Source organism: Mesonia phycicola (genome assembly GCF_900141885.1).
Taxonomy (GTDB): Bacteria; Bacteroidota; Bacteroidia; order Flavobacteriales; family Flavobacteriaceae; genus Mesonia; species Mesonia phycicola.
The window spans coordinates 31923-53356 of record NZ_FQYY01000008.1 but is presented as its reverse complement, the minus strand read 5'-3'; the positions used below and the strand labels follow the sequence as shown (position 1 = coordinate 53356).

24 protein-coding genes and 5 tRNA genes are annotated in these 21434 nt (G+C 30.9%); 25 read left to right on the top strand and 4 right to left on the bottom strand.

The window, feature by feature from the left end:
* Window positions 1-6: 6 nt before the first annotated feature.
* Window positions 7-723 (bottom strand): class I SAM-dependent methyltransferase, encoded by a 717-nt coding sequence (locus BUC03_RS12225; RefSeq protein ID WP_394333514.1) that lies wholly within the window; start codon window positions 721-723, stop codon window positions 7-9.
* Between the two features lie 35 nt (window positions 724-758).
* On the opposite strand from BUC03_RS12225, the gene BUC03_RS12220 reads away from it, so the two are divergent.
* The 5 genes from BUC03_RS12220 (at window position 759) to BUC03_RS12200 (ending at window position 3954) form a co-directional block, all read left to right on the top strand.
* Window positions 759-1250, top strand: a complete 492-nt coding sequence (locus tag BUC03_RS12220) for a YkgJ family cysteine cluster protein (RefSeq protein ID WP_073152461.1) — start codon at window positions 759-761, stop codon at window positions 1248-1250.
* A gap of 38 nt (window positions 1251-1288) precedes the next feature.
* Entirely contained in the window at window positions 1289-1747 is a 459-nt protein-coding gene (locus BUC03_RS12215) for a WapI family immunity protein (RefSeq protein WP_073152458.1), read from the top strand.
* A 13-nt stretch (window positions 1748-1760) separates the two neighbouring features.
* Window positions 1761-2555, top strand: coding sequence for a hypothetical protein (locus BUC03_RS12210; protein ID WP_073152455.1), 795 nt, complete (start codon window positions 1761-1763; stop codon window positions 2553-2555).
* A gap of 43 nt (window positions 2556-2598) precedes the next feature.
* The gene (locus BUC03_RS12205) at window positions 2599-3138 is read left to right on the top strand and encodes a hypothetical protein (protein WP_073152452.1); all 540 of its coding nucleotides are present in this window, start codon (window positions 2599-2601) and stop codon (window positions 3136-3138) included.
* A 90-nt stretch (window positions 3139-3228) separates the two neighbouring features.
* Window positions 3229-3954: a YqjF family protein gene (locus BUC03_RS12200; RefSeq protein WP_073152450.1), complete on the top strand. Its 726-nt coding sequence runs from the start codon at window positions 3229-3231 to the stop codon at window positions 3952-3954.
* A 33-nt stretch (window positions 3955-3987) separates the two neighbouring features.
* Here the strand turns inward: BUC03_RS12200 and BUC03_RS12195 are convergent, their stop codons facing one another.
* The 3 genes from BUC03_RS12195 to BUC03_RS12185 are packed head-to-tail and all read right to left on the bottom strand — an operon-like array spanning window position 3988 to window position 6536.
* Window positions 3988-4617, bottom strand: a complete 630-nt coding sequence (locus BUC03_RS12195) for an outer membrane beta-barrel protein (protein WP_073152447.1) — start codon at window positions 4615-4617, stop codon at window positions 3988-3990.
* A complete protein-coding gene (locus tag BUC03_RS12190; protein ID WP_073152444.1) occupies window positions 4601-5263 on the bottom strand; it encodes a hypothetical protein in 663 nt (220 codons plus the stop codon). Before BUC03_RS12190 ends, BUC03_RS12195 begins: the two co-directional genes overlap by 17 nt.
* Window positions 5264-5321: 58 nt before the next feature.
* Entirely contained in the window at window positions 5322-6536 is a 1215-nt protein-coding gene (locus tag BUC03_RS12185) for an exo-beta-N-acetylmuramidase NamZ family protein (RefSeq protein WP_073152840.1), read from the bottom strand.
* Window positions 6537-6544: 8 nt separating this feature from the next.
* On the opposite strand from BUC03_RS12185, the gene BUC03_RS12180 reads away from it, so the two are divergent.
* The 20 genes from BUC03_RS12180 to nusG all read left to right on the top strand — a co-directional run bounded on the left by BUC03_RS12180 (window position 6545) and on the right by nusG (window position 21375).
* Entirely contained in the window at window positions 6545-7783 is a 1239-nt protein-coding gene (locus tag BUC03_RS12180) for an ABC transporter permease (protein WP_073152837.1), read from the top strand.
* 116 nt (window positions 7784-7899) lie between these two features.
* A complete protein-coding gene (locus tag BUC03_RS12175; RefSeq protein WP_073152441.1) occupies window positions 7900-8880 on the top strand; it encodes a PLP-dependent cysteine synthase family protein in 981 nt (326 codons plus the stop codon).
* Between the two features lie 194 nt (window positions 8881-9074).
* On the top strand, window positions 9075-9755 hold the full coding sequence (locus tag BUC03_RS12170; RefSeq protein ID WP_073152438.1) for an SGNH/GDSL hydrolase family protein: 681 nt from the start codon (window positions 9075-9077) through the stop codon (window positions 9753-9755).
* Window positions 9752-11035, top strand: coding sequence for a DUF2851 family protein (locus tag BUC03_RS12165; protein ID WP_073152435.1), 1284 nt, complete (start codon window positions 9752-9754; stop codon window positions 11033-11035). The genes BUC03_RS12170 and BUC03_RS12165 overlap by 4 nt, the downstream gene beginning before the upstream one ends.
* A 15-nt stretch (window positions 11036-11050) precedes the next feature.
* Window positions 11051-11281, top strand: a complete 231-nt coding sequence (locus BUC03_RS12160) for a PspC family transcriptional regulator (RefSeq protein ID WP_073152433.1) — start codon at window positions 11051-11053, stop codon at window positions 11279-11281.
* A 10-nt stretch (window positions 11282-11291) separates the two neighbouring features.
* Entirely contained in the window at window positions 11292-12302 is a 1011-nt protein-coding gene (locus BUC03_RS12155) for a potassium channel family protein (RefSeq protein WP_073152833.1), read from the top strand.
* A gap of 400 nt (window positions 12303-12702) precedes the next feature.
* Entirely contained in the window at window positions 12703-14796 is a 2094-nt protein-coding gene (locus tag BUC03_RS12150; RefSeq protein ID WP_073152430.1) for an amino acid carrier protein, read from the top strand.
* A 10-nt stretch (window positions 14797-14806) separates the two neighbouring features.
* The gene (locus BUC03_RS12145) at window positions 14807-15685 is read left to right on the top strand and encodes a ComEA family DNA-binding protein (RefSeq protein WP_073152427.1); all 879 of its coding nucleotides are present in this window, start codon (window positions 14807-14809) and stop codon (window positions 15683-15685) included.
* 92 nt (window positions 15686-15777) lie between these two features.
* Window positions 15778-16944: an acyl-CoA dehydrogenase family protein gene (locus BUC03_RS12140; protein WP_073152424.1), complete on the top strand. Its 1167-nt coding sequence runs from the start codon at window positions 15778-15780 to the stop codon at window positions 16942-16944.
* A 118-nt stretch (window positions 16945-17062) separates the two neighbouring features.
* Window positions 17063-17257 (top strand): 30S ribosomal protein S21, encoded by a 195-nt coding sequence (gene rpsU, locus BUC03_RS12135; protein ID WP_073152421.1) that lies wholly within the window; start codon window positions 17063-17065, stop codon window positions 17255-17257.
* 72 nt (window positions 17258-17329) lie between these two features.
* The gene (locus BUC03_RS12130; protein WP_073152418.1) at window positions 17330-18214 is read left to right on the top strand and encodes a tyrosine-type recombinase/integrase; all 885 of its coding nucleotides are present in this window, start codon (window positions 17330-17332) and stop codon (window positions 18212-18214) included.
* Between the two features lie 28 nt (window positions 18215-18242).
* A complete protein-coding gene (gene hpf, locus BUC03_RS12125; RefSeq protein WP_073152415.1) occupies window positions 18243-18545 on the top strand; it encodes a ribosome hibernation-promoting factor, HPF/YfiA family in 303 nt (100 codons plus the stop codon).
* A gap of 110 nt (window positions 18546-18655) precedes the next feature.
* A tRNA-Thr gene (locus BUC03_RS12120) sits at window positions 18656-18729 on the top strand.
* A 40-nt stretch (window positions 18730-18769) separates the two neighbouring features.
* Window positions 18770-18851 (top strand) — tRNA-Tyr (locus tag BUC03_RS12115).
* A gap of 42 nt (window positions 18852-18893) precedes the next feature.
* Window positions 18894-18966: transfer RNA gene (locus BUC03_RS12110), tRNA-Gly, on the top strand.
* A 67-nt stretch (window positions 18967-19033) separates the two neighbouring features.
* Window positions 19034-19105 (top strand) — tRNA-Thr (locus tag BUC03_RS12105).
* 112 nt (window positions 19106-19217) lie between these two features.
* Entirely contained in the window at window positions 19218-20405 is a 1188-nt protein-coding gene (tuf, locus tag BUC03_RS12100; protein ID WP_073152412.1) for an elongation factor Tu, read from the top strand.
* A 58-nt stretch (window positions 20406-20463) separates the two neighbouring features.
* Window positions 20464-20536: transfer RNA gene (locus BUC03_RS12095), tRNA-Trp, on the top strand.
* A 77-nt stretch (window positions 20537-20613) separates the two neighbouring features.
* Window positions 20614-20811, top strand: a complete 198-nt coding sequence (gene secE, locus BUC03_RS12090; RefSeq protein ID WP_073152409.1) for a preprotein translocase subunit SecE — start codon at window positions 20614-20616, stop codon at window positions 20809-20811.
* A 12-nt stretch (window positions 20812-20823) separates the two neighbouring features.
* The gene (gene nusG, locus BUC03_RS12085; RefSeq protein WP_073152406.1) at window positions 20824-21375 is read left to right on the top strand and encodes a transcription termination/antitermination protein NusG; all 552 of its coding nucleotides are present in this window, start codon (window positions 20824-20826) and stop codon (window positions 21373-21375) included.
* The last annotated feature ends 59 nt before the right edge of the window (window positions 21376-21434 follow it).

Sequence of the window (21434 nt, the reverse complement as noted above, 5' to 3'; positions counted from 1 at the left end):
ATCTGGTTATACTAGTTGTATACTTAGTTTTGCCAAATAATCAAAATGTTGCCCCTCTTTAATTAACTCACATATAAAACCATTACTTTGGGCCGCAAGTTGCAGAGAGTTAAAATCTACATATAACCAATTAAAAGAAGCAGAGGTTTCCCCTTTATAGCTAATGGTATAAGTAAGTTCTCCATAATATTGATTGGGATCTACCCAAATACCTCCATCTTCATCTTCTTCAAATAAATACCTAAGGTCTGAAGAGTCTATTAAAACACTTCCGTTAGGTGTTAGTAATGTTTTTATATGCTGAAAAAAATGCGTTAGTTTATTTAATTTACCAATAATACCACTACCATTCATAAGCATTAAAATAGTATCAAATTTTACATTTTCTATAGAAAAGAAGTCTTCAGAAACCGCATTTTTAACTCCACGTTGTTTTGCTATTTCTATTGCGCCTTTAGATATATCTATAGCTTTTACTTCTATACCTTTTTCTTGTAAATACAATGCGTGACTACCAGCACAACAACCCACATCTAATACTTTGCCTTTAGCTAATTGTAATGCTTTTTGCTCTAGAGGTGGCATTTCTTGATAACTACGGAAAAGATAATTTGTAGGAATTTCATCATCATCAAAATCGGTAGAATGTACTACAATATTTTCAGGCTGATTTTCAAAATAAAAATCGGCTACGGCTTGGCCAAAAATGTCTGGGTTTTTCAAAATAATATGTACTTATGAATAGTTATATTTGCCTTATGGAAGAAATTTTAAAAAATCTGCCAAAACAGGCCAAAGATAAGCATAACGAGAGTAAAAAGTTTTTTGCAAAGCTTAAAAAAAAGCAACCAAAAAACTTAGACCGTATAATGCAAGACCTGCATGAAGAAGAATTTGAACGTACAGACTGTTTAACTTGTGCTAATTGTTGTAAAACTACCGGCCCTTTGTTTACAAATAAAGATATAGAGAGAATTTCGAAATTTTTTAAGCAAAAACCACAGCAGTTTATAGATACTTATTTGCGTATTGATGAAGATAATGATTACGTGTTGCAGCAAGTACCTTGCACTTTTTTAGATGAAGATAACAAATGTTTTATCTATGATGTACGCCCAAAAGCTTGTGCAGAATTTCCGCATACAGATCGTAAAAAATTTCAGCAGATATCTAATCTAACATTAAAAAATGTAGCCATTTGTCCCGCAGCTTTTAATATTGTAGAAGAAATGAAAAAACGTGTAAAATAACTCTTGTATTGCTATAAGCTATATAAAACAGGAAAATTATGATTTTTGAAGGTGTAGATAACCAATTTATAGAGCTAAATATTATTAATTACCAGTTTTTAGAATCGATTAACAATCAATTTGATGCAAATTGGTTGTTAATCAATTTTAAAGTGCAAAGCTCATCAGCTATTTTTTCTGTAACAGATTCTGCTCTTTTAGTGAACGAAATATATAGTATTATTAATTGGTTAAAAAGCATTGTAACCAATAATGTATTGGTAGCAACTACTCTAAACTTTATAGAGCCAACCATAACTTTTACTTTATTAGAAAACAAACAAGACAAAAAGCATTTTAAAATAGAAATAAATGCCCAAATAAATAATAGTACGTCTATTAAGAAAGTTACTGTAAATTGCGTTTATAGCACAGATGAGCTGCAGAAAATAATTACAGCTTTAAAAGAAGAAGTAAAATTATTTCCTTTAAGAATAGTGAAAAATACAATCACATAATTTAAAATTTAAGTTGAAAATAATACGCCGTATTTTAATTTTTTCTCTACTAACTATTTTAACTCAAGTAGGTGGTGTAATTTACTTTCTATCTATTTTATTAATACCCCAAAAAAGTTTTAAAAAATCTCTACAACAATTTATTCTTTTTTTAGGTTTATATATGTTAGCCACATTAGTTATTGTACCCTATTTAGCTCCTGTTTTTGGGCGAGAAAAAATTAGAGAGACTAATAGCTTACAAGCTCGTTCTATATTTTTTGTATTAGCAAATAGAAATTATGTAGTGCCAGAATTGAATGAAAGTTTAAGAGAAATATCTGCAAAATTTAATAATGAAAACCCAGGTATAAAAATGTTGTATTTAGATGCTAGTTTTCCATTTTTTAATCACTTTCCATTATTACCGCACTTAAGTCATCACGATGGTAAAAAAATAGATGTGTCTTTAATTTATGAAAATAATGACGGGACCCTAAATAATAAAAAACCATCTGTGAGCGGTTATGGCGTTTTTGAAGAACCCACTCTTACAGAATATAGCCAAATAGATATTTGTAAAGAAAGGGGGTATTGGCAGTATGATTACCCTAAATATTTAACTTTTGGTAGCATTAATAGAGATATTAAATTTTCTAAAAAAGGCACTCGTCAGTTAGTAAATCTAATTTTAAAGCAAAACAATGTAGAAAAACTTTTTATAGAACCTCATTTAAAGACTAGGTTACAATTAAACCATACCAAAATAAGGTTTCATGGTTGCCAAGCAGTAAGACATGATGATCATATTCATTTTCAGTTGAAATAGTGAAGTTTGAGATTATAGAAATATTACAATTACATTAATTGATATGGAAGAATTTAAAATTATACTCTTTTTAATAAGTACGTTTTTTGGTATAGAAGGAGGAAGAGTAGTAGCAGATAAAACTACCGTTAGCATTTATCCTGAAAAACAGGAAGTAGAAATTATTCAAGAAAATTTATTTACAGTTCTAGAAGAAGACTATAATGCTGAAACTGTAATAAAACAGTGGAGAAAAATAGAAGAAGCTCAAACTAATGAAAACTTATGGAGAGAAGATTTAAAAAATTTCACAAATAAACAATTAATCCTTCGGGATAATAAAGAAATAAAGCCTCAAATTAAACTTACTTACACCAACAAAGAAGACTTAGAGGAGTTAGGTATTTGGTATAACGAAGAGCAGAGTCAATTTTCAATCAATCACCTTCCGCAAGAAATGATAAAAACTGAAGAAGGTGTACTAAAAGGTAATTATTGGTATTTTGATGCCAACCGTAAATTTACTTTTACTATACAACCTTTTTTAAAGATGCCAGAAAAATATAAAAAAATTAAAAAATCTATTAACAGTATTGTAGATTAAACAACAGTATCTTTAAAAGACTAATTAATTATAATACTTATATAGGAAACATTCTTTAATTAATGGATTATAAATTTTAATATCTGAAAAATGAGCTTTTTAACAGGAGAGTGGAGAAAATTAGCATTTGCAAATTATATTATAGACCCCAAAGTGCTGGCTAAATATGTTCCTTATGGCACAGAACTAGATTTATGGAATGGAAAATGCTTTGTGAGTTTAGTAGGGTTTATGTTTAAAAACACGAGGTTGTTAGGTGTGAAAATTCCTTTTCATGTAAATTTTGAAGAAGTTAATTTAAGATTTTATGTAAAGCGTTTTGAAAATAATGAATGGAAACGTGGTGTAGTTTTTATTAAAGAAATTGTACCTAAATGGGCTTTAACATTTGTAGCTAATACCGTTTACAAAGAAAATTACCAAACCATGAAAATGAAATATAAATGGTTAGAAGATGAAAATGGAAGAACAGTAGAATATATTTGGGAGAAATCAGGAAAAAGAAATATTTTTCAGATAGAAGCTAGTAAAGTATCTTTTGACATAGAACCAGGAAGCGAAACAGAATTTATAACAGAACATTATTGGGGCTATGCAGAAGTGAATGATAAAAAGTCTAATGAGTATGAAGTAAAACATCCTAAATGGAAAGCTTATAAAATAAATACATATAAAATAGATACAGATTTCGGGTTAGTTTATGGTAAAGATTTTGCTTTTTTAAATTCAATGCAACCTAATTCTGTAATGCTAGCAGAAGGATCTAAAATTACTGTAGAATATAAAAAAACCATAAAAACACAGTATGTGTCATAGTTGTTAACTGTAAATAAAAATGTTATATACAGTTTATATTACAAATTTTATACCTAAGCCTAGTCTTAAAAATTGTCCATACTTAAAGTAATCTTCTAACTCAGAAGGGACATCCATATTTAAATAATCTTTTTGTAGAGTTGCATTACCATACAAAGCAAGCCATTTGGTAAAATGAAAACTTACTTCTCCGTTTATCCATAAAGCTGTACCAGAATCGTAAAATTTATTTCCGTTTATACTTTGCCTATAGCTTACTTTTCCAACACCAATAGTAGGAGTAAATCTAATTTTAGACGAGGTGAAAAACTGATATCCTATAAGTAGTCCATTCAATCTATTATGAGTGGTAGAGTAATTACCAACGAGTGATTTGTCTTTAACATCGTGAGTAGAATTACTATGACGAAAACCAAAAATAATAGGAGAGTTTAAATTAAATGAAACCTCAAAACTAAATCCAGCACTACTATCTAAATTATCTCCAGTAAACGTATTCCCAATAGGAATAGCATAATCTCCTCCTATTTTAAAATTTGCAAAACTTTCATTTTTAAAAAAAGAATTAGATTCATTAGACTCTGAAGTTTCGGTTTGGCACCAGCTTAACGAAAAACTAAGAAGGCTTAACAGTATTAGTGAATTTCTAGTAAGATATTTCATAATCAAAATTTAGTTGATTAGGAATCACTTCAACAGTTACCTCTGGGTTTTCATCTATTTGATAAGTAATTGTTAAAGGAGCATCTTTAATTACTTGAAGGCTTAAATCTAAGTTGCTATGTAATTCACTAGTTTTAGCTGTTATTCTTTGTTCTTCATAACATCTAGAAGGGTCTTCAAGTAAACCGTATTTGTAATTATATAAACAAGTAATATTTAAAAAATTTATACTAACTTTTAAAATTGCATCTTGCGAAGACTTTTTTGTAGTTGTAAGGGTGAAATTAGAAATAGGATGTAAGTAAACAGTACCTAAATTATATATGTTAGATTCAAAAGTTTGGTTTTCATCTCTAATAATTTTAACAGATGTGTAGCCAAGCTGATGTCCGTTGTTAATATTTATAATGTAATTATCATCATAAGATTCCGCAGAAACCATATCAATAACTCCATCAGTATCTGTAAGTGTTTTTCCTAATATGTATTCTTCTACACTAGTGGTAACTTCTATATTTTGTACGGGTTGTTCATTTTCTGTAATAATATTACCTCTAACAATCACTCTTTTATTATTTTCTATTTTAGGCTCACAATCAGCTGCTAAAAGAGAAATAAATGTAGCGATTAACAACAATTTACTCATAAATAGTTGGTTTTTATGGTAGATGAACTAAATAAACAAAGGTTGCGTTAAATTACGGTTAATTGTATAAAATATATTTTTCTCTCATCTTTTTATAAGTAGTTAGTCCGTTTTGCCAAGTGGCTTTAATTGCTGTCTCGCTCATTCCATCTTCAATTTGTTGCTGAAGTTTTTTGGTGCCCGCTAACTTGCTAAAAAAGTTATTAAAAAACTCGTTTTTATTTTTTGTATGTTGATAAGCAGAAATTAACCAATTTAAATTAATGTGGTTAAGATTTTCTACAGAAGTCAAATTCATTCCGTAGCAAAGTTTTCCTTCATTTTTAGGGTGCTTAGCTCCGTCATTAGGTTGTGGTGTGTACGAGTAATTAAAAAAATCTGAATTTAAACTTGGTGCTCCAAATACTTGAAACTGAAAGTCTGTACCTCTTCCTGCATTAATGTTAGTTCCTTCAAAAAAACATAAACTAGGGTATAGATTAATAGCTTGAGCGTTAGGTAAATTTGGAGATGGTTTTATTGGTAGTTGGTAAGCTTGTAAATGATCGTAATTTTTCATTTTTATTACCATTAATTCACACTTAATATCATTATTTAACCAATTTTCTCCATTAATCATTTGAGCATATTCACCAATAGTCATTCCGTGAACAATAGGTACAGGGTGCATACCTACAAAGCTTTTATGTTCTTTCTCTAAAATTGGCCCATCAATATAATGTCCGTTTGGGTTAGGTCTGTCTAATACTAATAACGGAATGTTATTTTCTGCACAAGCTTCCATCACATAATGTAAAGTAGAAATGTAAGTGTAAAACCTTACACCAACATCTTGTATATCAAAAACCATAAAATCTATGCCTTGTAATTGAGCATTGGTGGGTTTTTTATTATTTCCGTAGAGAGAAACTAACTCAATTCCTGTTTTAGAGTCTATACCATCTTTTACTTTTTCTCCCGCATCTGCTTTGCCTCTAAACCCGTGCTCAGGCGAAAAAACTTTTTCAATTTTAATATTTCGAGAGAGTAGAGAATCTACCAAATGTGTGTAGCTACCATTTGCTTTAAATATTACAGAAGTTTGATTGCCAACAATCCCAATATTTTTATCTTTTAAAAGAGGGAGATAAGTATTTGTTTGATTGGCACCCATAATTATAGAGGTGTCATTTTTTTTATTCGGGATATTTTTTCTCATTTTTGTTTGACCTTGACAAGAAACTAGGCCTATTGCAAGAATAAAAAATGTATTTTTGACCAACCGGTAAAACATCATTGCTTTTGAATTTTGAATATTTTATTTCTAAACGCTTAATTAGCGCCAAAGATTATAAAAGTAGCATATCAGCACCAATAATAAAAATTGCAGTGACTGCAATTGCTGTTGGTGTAATTATGATGTTAGTTTCTGTAGCTACAGGAGTAGGTTTAGAGCAAAAAATTAGAGATAAAATAGCAGCTTTTAATGGGCATATTATTATTAATAATCTAAATAATAATAATTCACAAGAAACGCAGATTCCTATTTCTACTCAACAAGATTTTTATCCTGAATTTACTAGTGTAGAGGGTATAAATCATATACAAGGAGTAGCTACAAAATACGGAATTATACGCACAGAAACCGATTTTGAAGGTGCTATTGTAAAAGGTGTAAGTACAGATTACCGTTGGGATTATCTAGAAGAGTACTTGGTAGAAGGTAAATTGCCAATTTTTAAAAAAGAAGGATATAGTACAGAAATTTTAATTTCAGAATATTTATCTAAACGTTTACATTTTAACGTAGGAGACAAGGTGATTATTTATTTTATGAATGAAGAAAATAAAGATCGTCCGCGTTTAGTAGCTTTTGAAGTCAGCGGAATTTTTAATTCTGGCTTTCAAGAGTTTGATGAAACTTTTTTAATTGCAGATCTCAATCAAATTAGACGTTTAAATAAATGGGAAACTAATGAGGTTGGTAATTTTGAAGTTTTTGTAGATGATTTTAGAGAAATAGATAAAAAAGGAGGAGAAGTGTATGCTGCTATTGGTTCTTTTTTAGATGCTAAAACCATTAAACAAGCCTACGGCTCTATTTTTGAATGGGTTTCTTTATTTGATTTTAATATAGCTCTCATTATTGGTATCATGATTATTGTTTCTGGTATTAATATGATTACTGCATTATTGGTTCTTATTTTAGAGAGAACCCAAATGATTGGGATGCTAAAAGCTTTAGGGAGTACAGATTGGAGCATTAGAAAAATTTTTCTGTTTAATGCAGCTTATTTAATTATAAAAGGACTTTTCTACGGAAATGTAATAGGTATAGGGTTTTTATTACTTCAAAAATATTTTAAGTTAATTCCTCTAAATCCAGAAACTTACTATGTTACAGAAGCGCCAGTGTATTTAGGTTGGGATTATATTTTAATGATTAACTTAGGCACATTACTATTATGTATGCTAATGTTATTAATCCCATCTTACATTATAACAAAAATTACTCCTGCCAAAGCTATTAGGTTTGAGTAAATAAGAGAATTGTTTATTATTTCAAATCTATTTAAATAGAAAATTTTGATAACTTCTTTCTAACTTCTATTTCAATATCTAATCCCTATATTTGCAGTCCAAAAAAAAGAAAAAGAATGGACTACAAAAATAATATACTAGAAACTATAGGTAACACACCTTTAGTAAAAATTAATAAACTAGTAGAAGATATCCCAGCATTAGTTTTAGCAAAGTATGAAACGTTTAACCCTGGCAACTCGGTTAAAGATCGTATGGCGGTAAAAATGTTGGCAGATGCAGAAGAAAAAGGTTTAATAAAACCTGGCGGAACAATTGTAGAAGGTACATCTGGTAATACTGGTATGGGCTTAGCTTTAGCAGCAATTGTAAAAGGCTATAAAATGGTTTGTACCTTAGCAGATAAGCAAAGCAAAGAGAAAATAGATATTTTAAGAGCAGTAGGTTGCGAGGTTATAGTTTGCCCTACTAGTGTAGCTCCAGAACACCCAGATTCTTATTATTCAACAGCAAAAAGAATAGCGGCAGAACGTCCAAACTCGTGGTACGTAAATCAATACGATAATTTAGCAAACTCTCAAGCACATTACGAAAGTACTGGACCAGAAATTTGGAACCAAACCGATGGAAAAGTAACTCATTTTGTTGTTGGCGTAGGTACGGGAGGAACTATTTCTGGAGTTGGTAAATACTTAAAAGAACAAAATCCTAATGTGAAAATTTGGGGAGTAGATACTTACGGGTCTGTCTTTAAAAAATATCATGAAACAGGTGAATTTGACGAAAATGAAATCTACCCATATATAACAGAAGGTATAGGGGAAGATATTTTACCAAAAAATGTAAACTTCGATATTATTGATGGGTTTACTAAAGTAACCGATAAAGATGCGGCGGTTTACACCAGAAGATTAGCAGAAGAAGAAGGGATGTTCTTAGGGAATTCTGCCGGAGCAGCAATGAAAGGTTTACTTCAATTAAAAGATGAGTTTAAAGAAGATGATGTAGTCGTTATTTTATTTCATGATCACGGAAGCCGCTATATAGGTAAAATGTATAACGACGAGTGGATGAAAGCAAATGGATTTATAGACTAGATTTTTAGTTTTAAAAAATATAGAAAGGGCTTTTTAAAAAGTAGTTAAAAGCGTCACTCAAAATTAAAATTTGGGTAAATCGTGAAATACTTTTTAGAGAGCCTATTTTTTTTGCTGAAATTTTACTAACGGCTAAAAAATGAATTTGCGATATTTAACTGAAAATACTTAACTTAGAACGTATAACATATACTATGCGTTTTATATATATTACTCTTTCGTTTTTATTGATTTTATATTCTTGTAGCTCAAGTTCCACATTACCAAATAAACAACTTTCTTATTTAGCTTTAGGAGATTCTTATACCATAGGAGAAAGTGTAGCAGAAAATAAACGTTGGCCAGTTCAATTAACTCAAAAGTTAAAAAATAGTGGCTATATGATGCAATCTCCAAAAATTATTGCTAAAACAGGCTGGAGAACAGATGAATTATTAACAGCAATAAATGAGCAGGTAGGCCAAGAAAAATACGATTTGGTTTCTGTTTTAATCGGAGTAAATAATCAATACCAAGGTCAAGATTTAGAGCAATTTCAAAAAGATTTAGAAGTCATTTTGCAACAAGCCATACAAAAATCAAAAAAAGGAGCAAAAGGTGTTTTTGTAGTTAGCATTCCAGATTATAGTGTAACTCCATTTGCACAAAACAGTAATGTAGATGAAATTGCACACGAGATTATGATTTACAATGAACGTTGTATGATAACTAGTGCAGATTATGGAGTTAAGTATTTTTACATTACAGATATTTCTGAAGAAGCAAAAACAAATCTCGAGTTAGTAGCTAAAGATGGTTTGCATCCTAGTGCTAAAATGTACCTCCGCTGGGTAGAGCGTATTTTTCCTAGTGTAAAACAAATGCTTGAAGAATGAAAGAAGACTTTTTGCATTATTTATGGAAATTTAAAAAGTTTAGTTTTTTAAATGTTTTTACTACTCAGGGAGAAAAACTAGAGATTTTAAATAGTGGTTGGCATAATACAGAAAACTCTGGACCAGATTTTTTTAACGCCAAGATTAAAATAGGTAATCAACTTTGGGCGGGTAATGTAGAAATTCATATAAACTCAAGTCATTGGTATGCGCACCAACACGAACAAGATGCTGCTTACGATAATGTAATTTTGCACGTGGTATGGGAGCACGATGTAGAAGTGTTTAGAAGTGATAAAAGTGAAATAGCAACTTTACAGCTAAAAGACTACTGTAACCTTAGTTTACTTAAAAATTATGAAAATCTGCTAAATTCTACTCAAAAGTGGATTAACTGTGAGAAAGATTTTTTTGCTTTCAAAGATTTTCAACTTCATAATTGGTTAGAGAAATTATACATACAGCGCCTAGAGACTAAATCTATTTTAATTTTTGAAAAACTCAAAGAGACAGATAATGATTGGGAAGCGGTATTGTTTCAGTTATTGTTGAAAAACTTTGGCTTAAATAAAAATGGAGCAGCATTTTTAGAGTTGGCACAATCTATTCCATTTTCAATTATTAGAAAACTAGAAAGTACTCTTCAGTTAGAAGCTTTAGTAATGGGGCAAGCTAATCTTTTAATAGAAAATAAAGAAGATGTTTATTACCAGCAGCTTAAAAAGGAATATCAATATTTAAAACATAAATTTAGTTTAACACCTATATGTCAAAATTCTATTCATTTTTTCAGATTGCGTCCTTCCAATTTTCCTACCATTAGGTTATCTCAATTAATGCAGTTGTATAAAGAAAATCAACATTTATTTAGTCAAGTAAAAGATGTAAAAAGCTTAGAAGAGTTTTATACAATATTTAAAGTTAACACATCAGATTATTGGCAAACCCATTATTCTTTTGGGAAAGAAAGTAAAAAGCTTGCTAAAAATACTACTAAATCATTTATAAATTTACTGGTAATTAACACTTTACTGCCATTACAGTTTGCCTACCAAAAGTATATAGGAAAGGAGAATGTAGATGATTTATTTACTGTTTTAAAAGAATTGAAAGCTGAAGAAAATTCGATTATTAAAAAATTTAATAATTTAAGAAAAGATACCGCAAAAACAGCTTTAGACTCGCAAGCATTATTACAGTTAAAATCTTTTTACTGTGATAAAAATAAATGTTTACAATGTGAATTAGGAGTAAGTCTTTTGCAAAGCACAAGATCTTAACTTAAATTTGTAGAGATGAAAAATTTCATATCAAATATTCGATATTATTTCGAGAAAAACGGCTTTTACGTAAGTTCTCGTTTAGCAGACCGTTTAGGTATGCGTGTAAAAAGTGTAAGAATATTTTTTATATATGTGTCTTTTGCTACTTTAGGAGTAGGTTTTGCAATTTACCTTACCTTGGCTTTTTGGTTAAAACTAAAAGATTTAATCTATACCAAAAGAACTTCAGTTTTTGACTTATAAAACCATTTCTTTGAAAAAATATCTAAATTCCAGATTAACTATAGCTTGGCTTTCATTAGTTGTAGTTTTTTTTATTGGTGTTTTTGGTTATAAAATATTTTCAGGCTTTAGTTGGGTAGATGCAGTTTACATGACTGTGATAACTGTTACTACTATTGGTTTTGGAGAAGTGCAACCATTAAGTCCGCAAGAAAAGATATTTACCTCTATATTTATTGTCTGTAGTATATTTATTGTCGGTTACGCAATTTCTGTAATTACAGAATATATTTTAAGTAAAAATAATCTAGGTAATTTAAGAGAGAAAAAAGTGAACAGTAAAATAAATTCTTTAAAAAATCACGTAGTAGTTTGTGGTTATGGCAGAAATGGGGTGCAAGCGGTAAGTAAATTAAAAGCTTACAATAGAAGTTTTGTGGTGATAGATAAAGATGAAGAGGTTTTAGAACAATTATATGATTCTGGAGATCTTTATATTAAAGGTAACGCAACAGAAGATGAGGTATTAAAGCAAGCAGGTATAGAAAGAGCCTCTGTTTTAATGTGTACTTTACCTAGTGATGCAGATAATGTTTTTATAGTGCTTTCTGCAAAACAATTTAATGAAAATTTAAAAATTATAAGTAGAGCAACTAAAGAAAGTACGCTGTATAAACTTAAGTTAGCGGGAGCAGACAATGTAATTATGCCCGATAAAATAGGAGGGGACCATATGGCAAGCTTGGTGGTAACCCCAGATTTATTAGAGTTTTTAGGTCATCTAACCGTTTCTAGACAAGAAGGAAGCATAAATATAGAAGAAATTGCTTTTGATAAAATATGTAAGGATGGAAGAGAGCAGGCTATAAAAGATCTAGATTTTAGAAAAATTACAGGATGTACAGTAATTGGTTATCGTGCACCAGAAGGTCATTATACGGTTAATCCAGATGCAGATATGGTAATTAGAAAAAATTCAAAACTAATTTTTATAGGAAAGCCTAAACAAATAGAAAAATTGAAAGAAACTTATAACATATAGCATAACTCCCCCGTTTTTTAGTTGGATAATATTAGATTTTAACGAATTAGCTTTTGATAAAGCTAATTTTTTTATGATATTGCCAGTTCTTAAAGTTTTCTAAAATTATTACAATATTTTATGAGTAAAATTTTTCATTCAATTAAAGCTACAAAAGTGTTTCCTGCACATTTAAATGCAGAAGACCTTAGCAGGGTGATTATTACTACTCGCATATATAAAATTTCACTTACAAGTAACTTAATAAAATGAGTGCTTAAGTATAAATTAAAAATCCTTCTAAGTAATATTACTTTTTAGGATTTTTTTTGTAAAATATGTTAATATAAATCGTTTTTTTTAAGATATTGGTCAACCAATATTTAATAACCCAATAAATTATTTTAAATATATCAACTCTATGAGAAAGTATTTACTTTCAGTATTATGCTTAATTGGTTCAATCAATTTAATTAATGCTCAAGAAAGTCAAACAGAAAATAGTCAAGATTTAAAAGTTGAAGCTTCTTTAGTTAACCCTTCAAATTTAATTAATGACGGTAGCATTGAATTATCTGTAACAGGCGGAAAAGCTCCATACACTTATAAATGGACAGACCAAAAAACATCTTTAAAATCTAATAAAGCTGTAAAATTAGTAGAAGGTTTAACTTATGATGTGATTGTAACAGATGCTAATGGTAACTCTTCAACAGGTTCTTACCGTATTAAAGCAGAATCTATAACAGAGCATTTTAATGGATTTTTTAAGCCTCTTGTAGATAATATGGGAGCTATTTTATTTTGGGATCCATTTGCAGCAATAGGTGTGTACGACCCTGTAATTTATGCAGATGTAAAAAGAGTTGCAACACCAAGTTGGACAATGAATACAGATGATGTATACACATTGAAAAAATGGCAAAAGCAAGATAAAGCAAAAGTTAAAAAAGGAGAAGTTATTGCTATCGTTCAGCGTGGCGATTCAGAAGAAATAGTAAAAGCTTTAGCAGATGGTGAGCTTAAACATTTAGTGAAAGAAGGTAATGTAATCTTTAATCCAGAAAATGGAGAAGATGTGATAGAGCAAGGCGCTCATTATTTAGCAGAAATTAAATATGATGAACCAATTGCTTTAACTCACCCTAACGGTGATTTACAAAAAAATGCTATTCCATTTATTGTAATTTGGTTAGTGTTAGGTGCTACATTTTTTACTATAAGAATGGGCTTTATCAATTTTAGAGGTTTCAAACATTCTTTAGAATTAGCTAGAGGAAAGTATGACGACCCTAATGCACCAGGAAATATTACTCACTTTCAAGCATTAGCAACTGCGGTATCTGCAACAGTAGGTTTAGGTAATATTGCCGGAGTAGCAGTAGCAGTATCTTTAGGTGGAGCAGGAGCTACATTTTGGATGGTTGTTGCTGGATTTTTAGGAATGTCTTCTAAATTTGTAGAATGTACTTTAGGTGTAAAATATAGAAATATTACAGAAGATGGTCGTGTTTTTGGAGGACCAATGAACTATTTACGTTACGGACTTGAAAAACGTAATATGAAAGGCCTTGGTAAATTTTTAGCAGGTTTCTTCGCAATTCTAGGGGTTGGAGCTTCTTTTGGAGGTGGTAACATGTTCCAAGCTAATCAATCTTTTGAAATCTTATCTGGTCAATTCCCTGCATTAGAAGGTAATGGTTTTATCTTTGGTACTGTAGTAGCAGTACTAGTAGGGGTAGTAATTATTGGTGGTATTAATAGTATAGCTAAAGTTACTGGTAAAATTGTTCCTTTTATGGCAGCAGTTTATGTAATAGGAGCTTTAATTGTTATTGGAGCTAATATCTCTAATATTGGTCCTGCATTTTCAGCAATTTTTGATGGTGCATTTTCTCCAAGTGCTCTTAAAGGTGGTATTTTAGGGGTATTAATTGTTGGTTTCCAAAGGGCAGCATTCTCAAATGAAGCAGGGGTTGGGTCTGCAGCAATTGCGCATAGTGCAGCAAAAACTAATCATCCACCATCAGAAGGTTTTGTAGCTTTATTAGAACCTTTTATAGATACAGTAGTAGTTTGTACATTAACTGCATTAGTGTTAATTTTTACAGGAAAACATGAAGTACCTGGTATAGGAGGTGCTCAATTAACTTCAGATGCTTTTGCAAGTGTTATTTCTTGGTTCCCATATGTACTTTCTGCAGCAGTATTCTTATTTGCTTTTTCAACAATGATTTCTTGGTCTTATTACGGTATGAGAGCTTGGACATATTTATTTGGAAGAAGTAAAAAATCTGAGATGATTTATAAATTTTTATTCTTAATTTTCGTAGTAGTTGGTGCTTCTATAAGCTTAGGGGCAGTACTAGATTTTTCAGATATGATGATTCTAGCAATGTCATTCCCTAATATTATTGGATTATATATAATGTCTGGTGAAGTAAGAGAAGACCTAAGAGAATATTTTAGAAAATTAAAGGCAGGAGAGTTATTTACTAATCAAATGCCTGAGTAAATTATATAATATGAGTTTTAAAAAATCCCATTTTGTGTTTAATTTTAAACAACAGAATGGGATTTTTTTATTGGTAATTATTATACTCGTACTTTCTGTAATTATGTATGCGGTAAGAAATAATTACCTAAATCAATTTGAAAACTCTATCAATAATTCAGAAATCTCTGAAATAGAGAAATATATAGATTCTGTAAAAGCCCAAAAAAATCAGCCTAAAAAAGATACCATTTACCCATTTAACCCTAATTATATAAACGATTATAAAGGGTATGTTTTAGGAATGTCTGTAGAAGAAATAGATAGACTCAAACAATTTAGAGCACAAAATAAATGGATTAATTCTAAAAAAGACTTTCAAAAAGTTACACAGGTTTCAGATTCTCTTTTAAACAAAATAGCCCCTTCTTTCAAATTTCCAGATTGGGTAATTCAACAAAACAAAACATCTCTTTCTAAAAATTCTTCTAGCTTAAATCAAAATAGTGTAAAGAGAGATTTAAATAACGTTTCTAAAGAAGAATTAGAAAAAATTTATGGAGTAGGAGAGAAGCTTAGTCAACGTATAATTAATTACAGATTAAAAATAGGTGGTTTTGTAAATGATATTCAGTTAAAAGATATTTATGGTCTTAATTATGAAACTAGAGTTAAAATTCTAGAAAAATACACAGTACTACATGCTAAACCAATTACTAAATTCTCTATCAATAAAGCTAGTGTTATCGAGTTGTCAGAAATCATTTATTTTGATTATGAATTAGCAAGAGAGATTGTAGAATATAGAAAACTACATGAAAAAATCACTTCTTTTGAAGAATTAGCAAAAATTGAAAGTTTTCCTGCATACAAAATAGATAGAATTAAATTATATTTGACAATAAATTAGAATTTCGTAAAATAATTGATAAATTTTATAGAATTCATTTTTTCATGTCAAAAATTTTATCAACATTTAACCAGCTTAAAGAAAACTAAAGAATGAATAATATGTATTTTACAGAAGAGCATCAACTCTTCAGAAAAAGCTTAAGTGATTTTTTACAAAAAGAAGTAGTTCCGCACCTAGATAAATGGGAAAAAACAGGAACTATAGAGCGTTTTATTTGGGAGAAATTTGGTGAAATGGGTTTCTTCGGAATTAATTATCCTGAACAATACGGAGGCTTAGATCTTGATATTTTTTATACAGTTATTTTCTTAGAAGAACTTCAAAAAATAAATTCTGGTGGTTTTGCAGCTGCAATGTGGGCGCACGCTTATTTAGCAATGACGCATTTAAATAAAGAAGCAAACCACGAGCAAAAAGAAAAATACTTAGCTCCAAGTATTACAGGAGAAAAAATAGGATGCCTTTGTATTACCGAGCCGTTTGGAGGTTCAGATGTTGCAGGTATGCGATCTACTGCTGTAAAAAATGGAGATCATTACATTTTAAACGGCTCAAAGACTTTTATCACTAACGGAATTTATTCTGATTATTTAATTGTTGCAGCAAAAACAAGCCCAGAAGCCGGAAATAAAGGAATGAGTATTTTTGTTTTAGATAGAGATACACCAGGTATTGCTTCTACAAAACTAGACAAGTTAGGTTGGCGCGCTTCAGATACAGGAGAAATTTCATTTACAGATGTAAAAGTTCCAGTAGAAAATTTAATGGGAGAAGAAGGGAAAGGTTTCCCGTATATTATGCAGCATTTTGCCTTAGAGCGTTTAGTAATGGGAATTAATGCGCACGCTAGAGCAGAACATGCTATCGAGTATACATTACAATATATGAGTGATCGTACTGCTTTTGGTAAGTCTATTGATAGATTTCAAGCGCTTCGTCACCGTATTGCAGATATTTCTAGTGAAGCAGAAATGTGTAAGCAATTTAATTACTTAACAGCACAGCGTTTAGGTAATGGAGAGTATGTAGTAAAAGAAGCTACCATGTCTAAATTACTTTCTACCAAAATGGCCGACAAAACAATTGATGAATGTTTACAGTTTTTAGGTGGTTATGGTTATATGGAAGAATATCCGCTTGCAAGAATGTTGCGCGATAGTAGATTAGGGCCAATTGGGGGAGGAACAAGCGAAATTCTTAGAGAAATTTTAGCGAAAATGATTATAGATAAAAAAGAGTACAAACCGGCCACATAAATTTCTCTATAAAATTTTATAATTGACTTTGTGATATTTAGTTAGAATATTTTGTGAAATAAAAATAAATTTTATTTTTGCCGCTCAAAATTTTTCAAGGAAGGGAGGTGAATACAAAATGTTAATTATACCGGTTAAAGACGGAGAAAATATAGATAGAGCTTTAAAGCGTTACAAGAGAAAATTTACAAAGACAGGTATTGCGAGTCAGCTTCGTAATCGTCAAGAGTTTTTAAAACCATCTGTTGTAAATAGAGGTAAGCTACAAAAAGCAATTTATATCCAAAGCTTAAGAGATCAAGAGAATATTTAATCTTTTAGATCTTTTCTTACAAAGACTGTTGGTAGATAAAGTTTCTTAACTTTGTTTGTCAACAGTTTTTTTATGCAACTATCTCAGTTTATAGATTATTTATTACTAGAGAAAAAATATTCTCTTCATACAATAAACGCCTACCAAAAAGATATTGAAGGTTTTTCTTCATTTGCTAAAGATAATTTTCAATTAGAGCAATTAACAGAAGTAAATTATAGTATAATAAGGTCTTGGATAATTCAGTTAGTAGATAGTGGTATAACTAATAGATCTATTAATAGAAAAATATCTTCTCTTAAAACATTTTATAAATATCTATTAAAAACTAAGCAAATAGAAGTATCTCCGTTAATTAAGCATAAATCATTAAAAGTATCTAAGAAAATTCAAATACCATTCTCAGATAAAGAAGTAGAGCAAGTAATTTCAGGTTTTAAGGCAACTACATTTTTAGAGTTAAGAGACAAGTTAATAATAGAGCTGCTATATTCTACAGGAATGCGTCGAGCAGAGTTAATTAATTTAGAGGTAAATAATATTGATTTAGAAAAACTACAAGTAAAAGTACTAGGGAAACGTAATAAAGAAAGAATATTACCACTGCTATCTAGCATTAAAAATACTGCTGAATTTTACTTAAGAGAACGTGCACAAATAGCAAGCGCTAATACATCTGCTTTATTTGTAACAAGTAAAGGGGAGAAAGTGTACACAACTCTTGTTTATCGTGTAATAAATAATTATTTTAGTAAGGCATCCACAAAGGTGAAAAAGAGTCCACATATACTTAGGCATTCTTTTGCAACCCATCTTTTAAATGAAGGGGCAGATTTAAATTCAGTAAAAGAATTATTAGGTCATTCAAGTTTAGCTTCCACGCAAGTATATACGCATAATGGAATTAAAGAGCTAAGTAAGGTTTACCTTAAATCTCATCCAAGAAACAAAAAGTGAAATAATTGTTTAACTAATAACTATAGGTATGAAAGTAAATGTGCAATCCGTAAATTTTAATGCAGATCAACAACTTATTTCTTTTATAGAAAATAAACTTAGTAAATTAGAAACGCATTTTAATAAAGTGATTAATGCTAGTGTTTATTTAAAAGTTCAAAAAACCAGTGAGCCAGAAAATAAAATCACAGAAATATTAATAAAAATTCCAGGAAACGAAATTATAGTGAAAAAAGTCACTAAATCTTTTGAAAAAGGTGTAGATGAGGTGGTTAGCGCTATGAAAAGAAGTTTAAAAAAGAAAAAAGAGAAGCGAAAAGCGTTTGTTTGAAAAAAAAAATGAAAAAAAATGCAAAAAAGTTTTGCAGTAAAGATAAACTACTCTATATTTGCAGTCCGTTAGCGATAACGGGCTTTTTTTAAGTAAAAGGTGAACATAACGCCGATGTAGCTCAGCTGGCTAGAGCAGCTGATTTGTAATCAGCAGGTCGTGGGTTCGAGTCCCTCCATCGGCTCTGTTCTATGAAATTTTGAAGGTTTTTAAAATAAACCATTGGGGAGATACTCAAGCGGCCAACGAGGGCAGACTGTAAATCTGCTGACTACGTCTTCGCAGGTTCGAATCCTGCTCTCCCCACTACTGAATTTTAGTTTAAAATAATAAATTAATTTTTGGAATGCGGGAGTAGCTCAGTTGGTAGAGCGTCAGCCTTCCAAGCTGAATGTCGCCAGTTCGAACCTGGTCTCCCGCTCTATTTCCTTGATGTTGTCAAGGCTAAATAGAGCTTAATTTGTTTACGGCAAATTGGTTTTTTTTAGGCCGACGTAGCTCAGGGGTAGAGCGCTTCCTTGGTAAGGAAGAGGTCACGAGTTCAATTCTCGTCGTTGGCTCTAAGTTGAGTTGAAATTCAACTAATAAGCTTAGCAACTTTATTGTTGTTAGGTTTTTATGTGTATATAAATTGAACACTAATATATAACTAAGATTAAATAAGTATTAATTATGGCAAAGGAAACTTACGATCGTTCCAAACCGCACTTAAATATAGGTACAATTGGACATGTGGATCACGGAAAAACAACATTAACTGCTGCGATTACTAAGGTAATGGCTGATGCTGGTTATTCAGAGGCTAGTGCTTTTGATCAGATTGATAATGCTCCAGAAGAAAAAGAGAGAGGTATTACAATTAACTCTTCTCACGTTGAGTATTCTACAGCTAATCGTCACTATGCGCACGTTGATTGTCCTGGTCACGCCGATTACGTAAAGAATATGGTTACTGGTGCTGCTCAGATGGACGGTGCTATTTTGGTTGTTGCTGCTACTGATGGTCCTATGCCTCAGACTCGTGAGCACATCCTTTTAGGTCGTCAGGTAGGTATTCCAAGAATTGTTGTCTTCTTAAATAAAGTTGATTTAGTTGATGATGAGGAATTACTTGAATTAGTAGAGATGGAAGTTAGAGATTTACTTTCTTTCTATGACTATGATGGTGATAATGGACCTGTTGTTTCTGGTTCTGCTTTAGGTGCTTTAGAAGGTGAAGATCAGTGGACTAAAACTGTATTAGAGTTAATGGAAGCTGTTGATAACTGGATTGAGCTTCCTGAGCGTGATGTAGATAAGCCTTTCTTAATGCCTATTGAAGATGTATTCTCTATTACTGGTCGTGGAACTGTAGCTACAGGTCGTATCGAAACTGGTATTGCTAATACAGGTGATCCTGTTGAGATTATTGGTATGGGTGCAGAGAAATTAAACTCTACTATTACTGGTATTGAAATGTTCCGTCAGATTCTTGATAGAGGTGAAGCTGGAGATAACGCAGGTATTTTATTAAGAGGTATTGAGAAAACTCAGATTTCTAGAGGTATGGTAATTACTAAGCCTGGATCTGTAACTCCTCACGCTAAATTTAAAGCAGAGGTTTATGTTTTAAAGAAAGAAGAAGGTGGTCGTCACACTCCATTCCATAACAACTACCGTCCTCAGTTTTACGTGAGAACTACAGATGTTACAGGTACAATTAACTTGCCTGATGGTGTAGAGATGGTAATGCCAGGAGATAACTTAACTATTACTGTTGAGTTAATTCAGCCAATCGCAATGAATATTGGTCTTCGTTTTGCAATCCGTGAAGGAGGTAGAACGGTAGGTGCTGGTCAGGTTACTGAAATTTTAGACTAATTATAGATATTATAAAACTAAGGTGTTTTGTTAAATAAAAGCACCTTAGTTTATATTTACGGGTTTAGCTCAGTTGGTAGAGCACTGGTCTCCAAAACCAGGTGTCGGGAGTTCGAGTCTCTCAACCCGTGCTTTTTTAGAAATGTGATGTTTCTAAAGTTATTTAAACTTTAATTTTTTAATTAAAGTTTTTTAATATATAAATAAAATGGCAGGAATCGTAAACTACATATCGGAATCTTATAATGAATTAAAGAATCATGTGACTTGGCCTTCTTATGCAGAAGCGCAAAAGTTAACTGTAATTGTACTTGTATTTTCAGTGGTGTTTTCTTTGCTGATATGGGGTGTAGATACGGTTTTTAGTTCTTTAATTGAACAGTATTTTAACTGGGTAAAATCTTAAGATTACTGATTTATGGCAGAGAGTAGAACAAAGAAATGGTATGTGGTAAGGTCTGTAAGTGGTCAGGAGAATAAAATTAAAGACTACATTGAGAAAGAAATAGCTCATCAAGGACTAGAAGATTATATTGAGCAAATATTAGTTCCTACAGAGAAGGTTGTTCAAGTTAGAAACGGAAAAAAAATAAATAAAGAGAGAGTTTACTTTCCTGGGTATATAATGGTTCAGGCAGCTTTAGAGGGAGAGGTTCCTCATATTATAAAGGGCATAAATGGAGTTATAGGCTTTTTAGGTGAGACTAAAGGTGGAGATCCAGTTCCTTTGAGAACTTCTGAAGTGAATAGAATGTTAGGTAAGGTAGATGAATTATCTGTAAAAGAAGATAATTTGGTTATTCCTTATAATGTTGGAGAAACTATTAAGGTGATTGATGGTCCGTTTAATGGATTTAACGGTACTGTTGAGAAAGTAAATGAAGAGAAGCGTAAGCTTGAGGTAATGGTGAAGATTTTTGGAAGAAAAACACCATTGGAGTTAAGTTATATGCAAGTAGAGAAGATTTAAAATTGTTACACTTATATAGAATTATTGTTATTAATGCTTCCACTTTTTTAATTAATAAT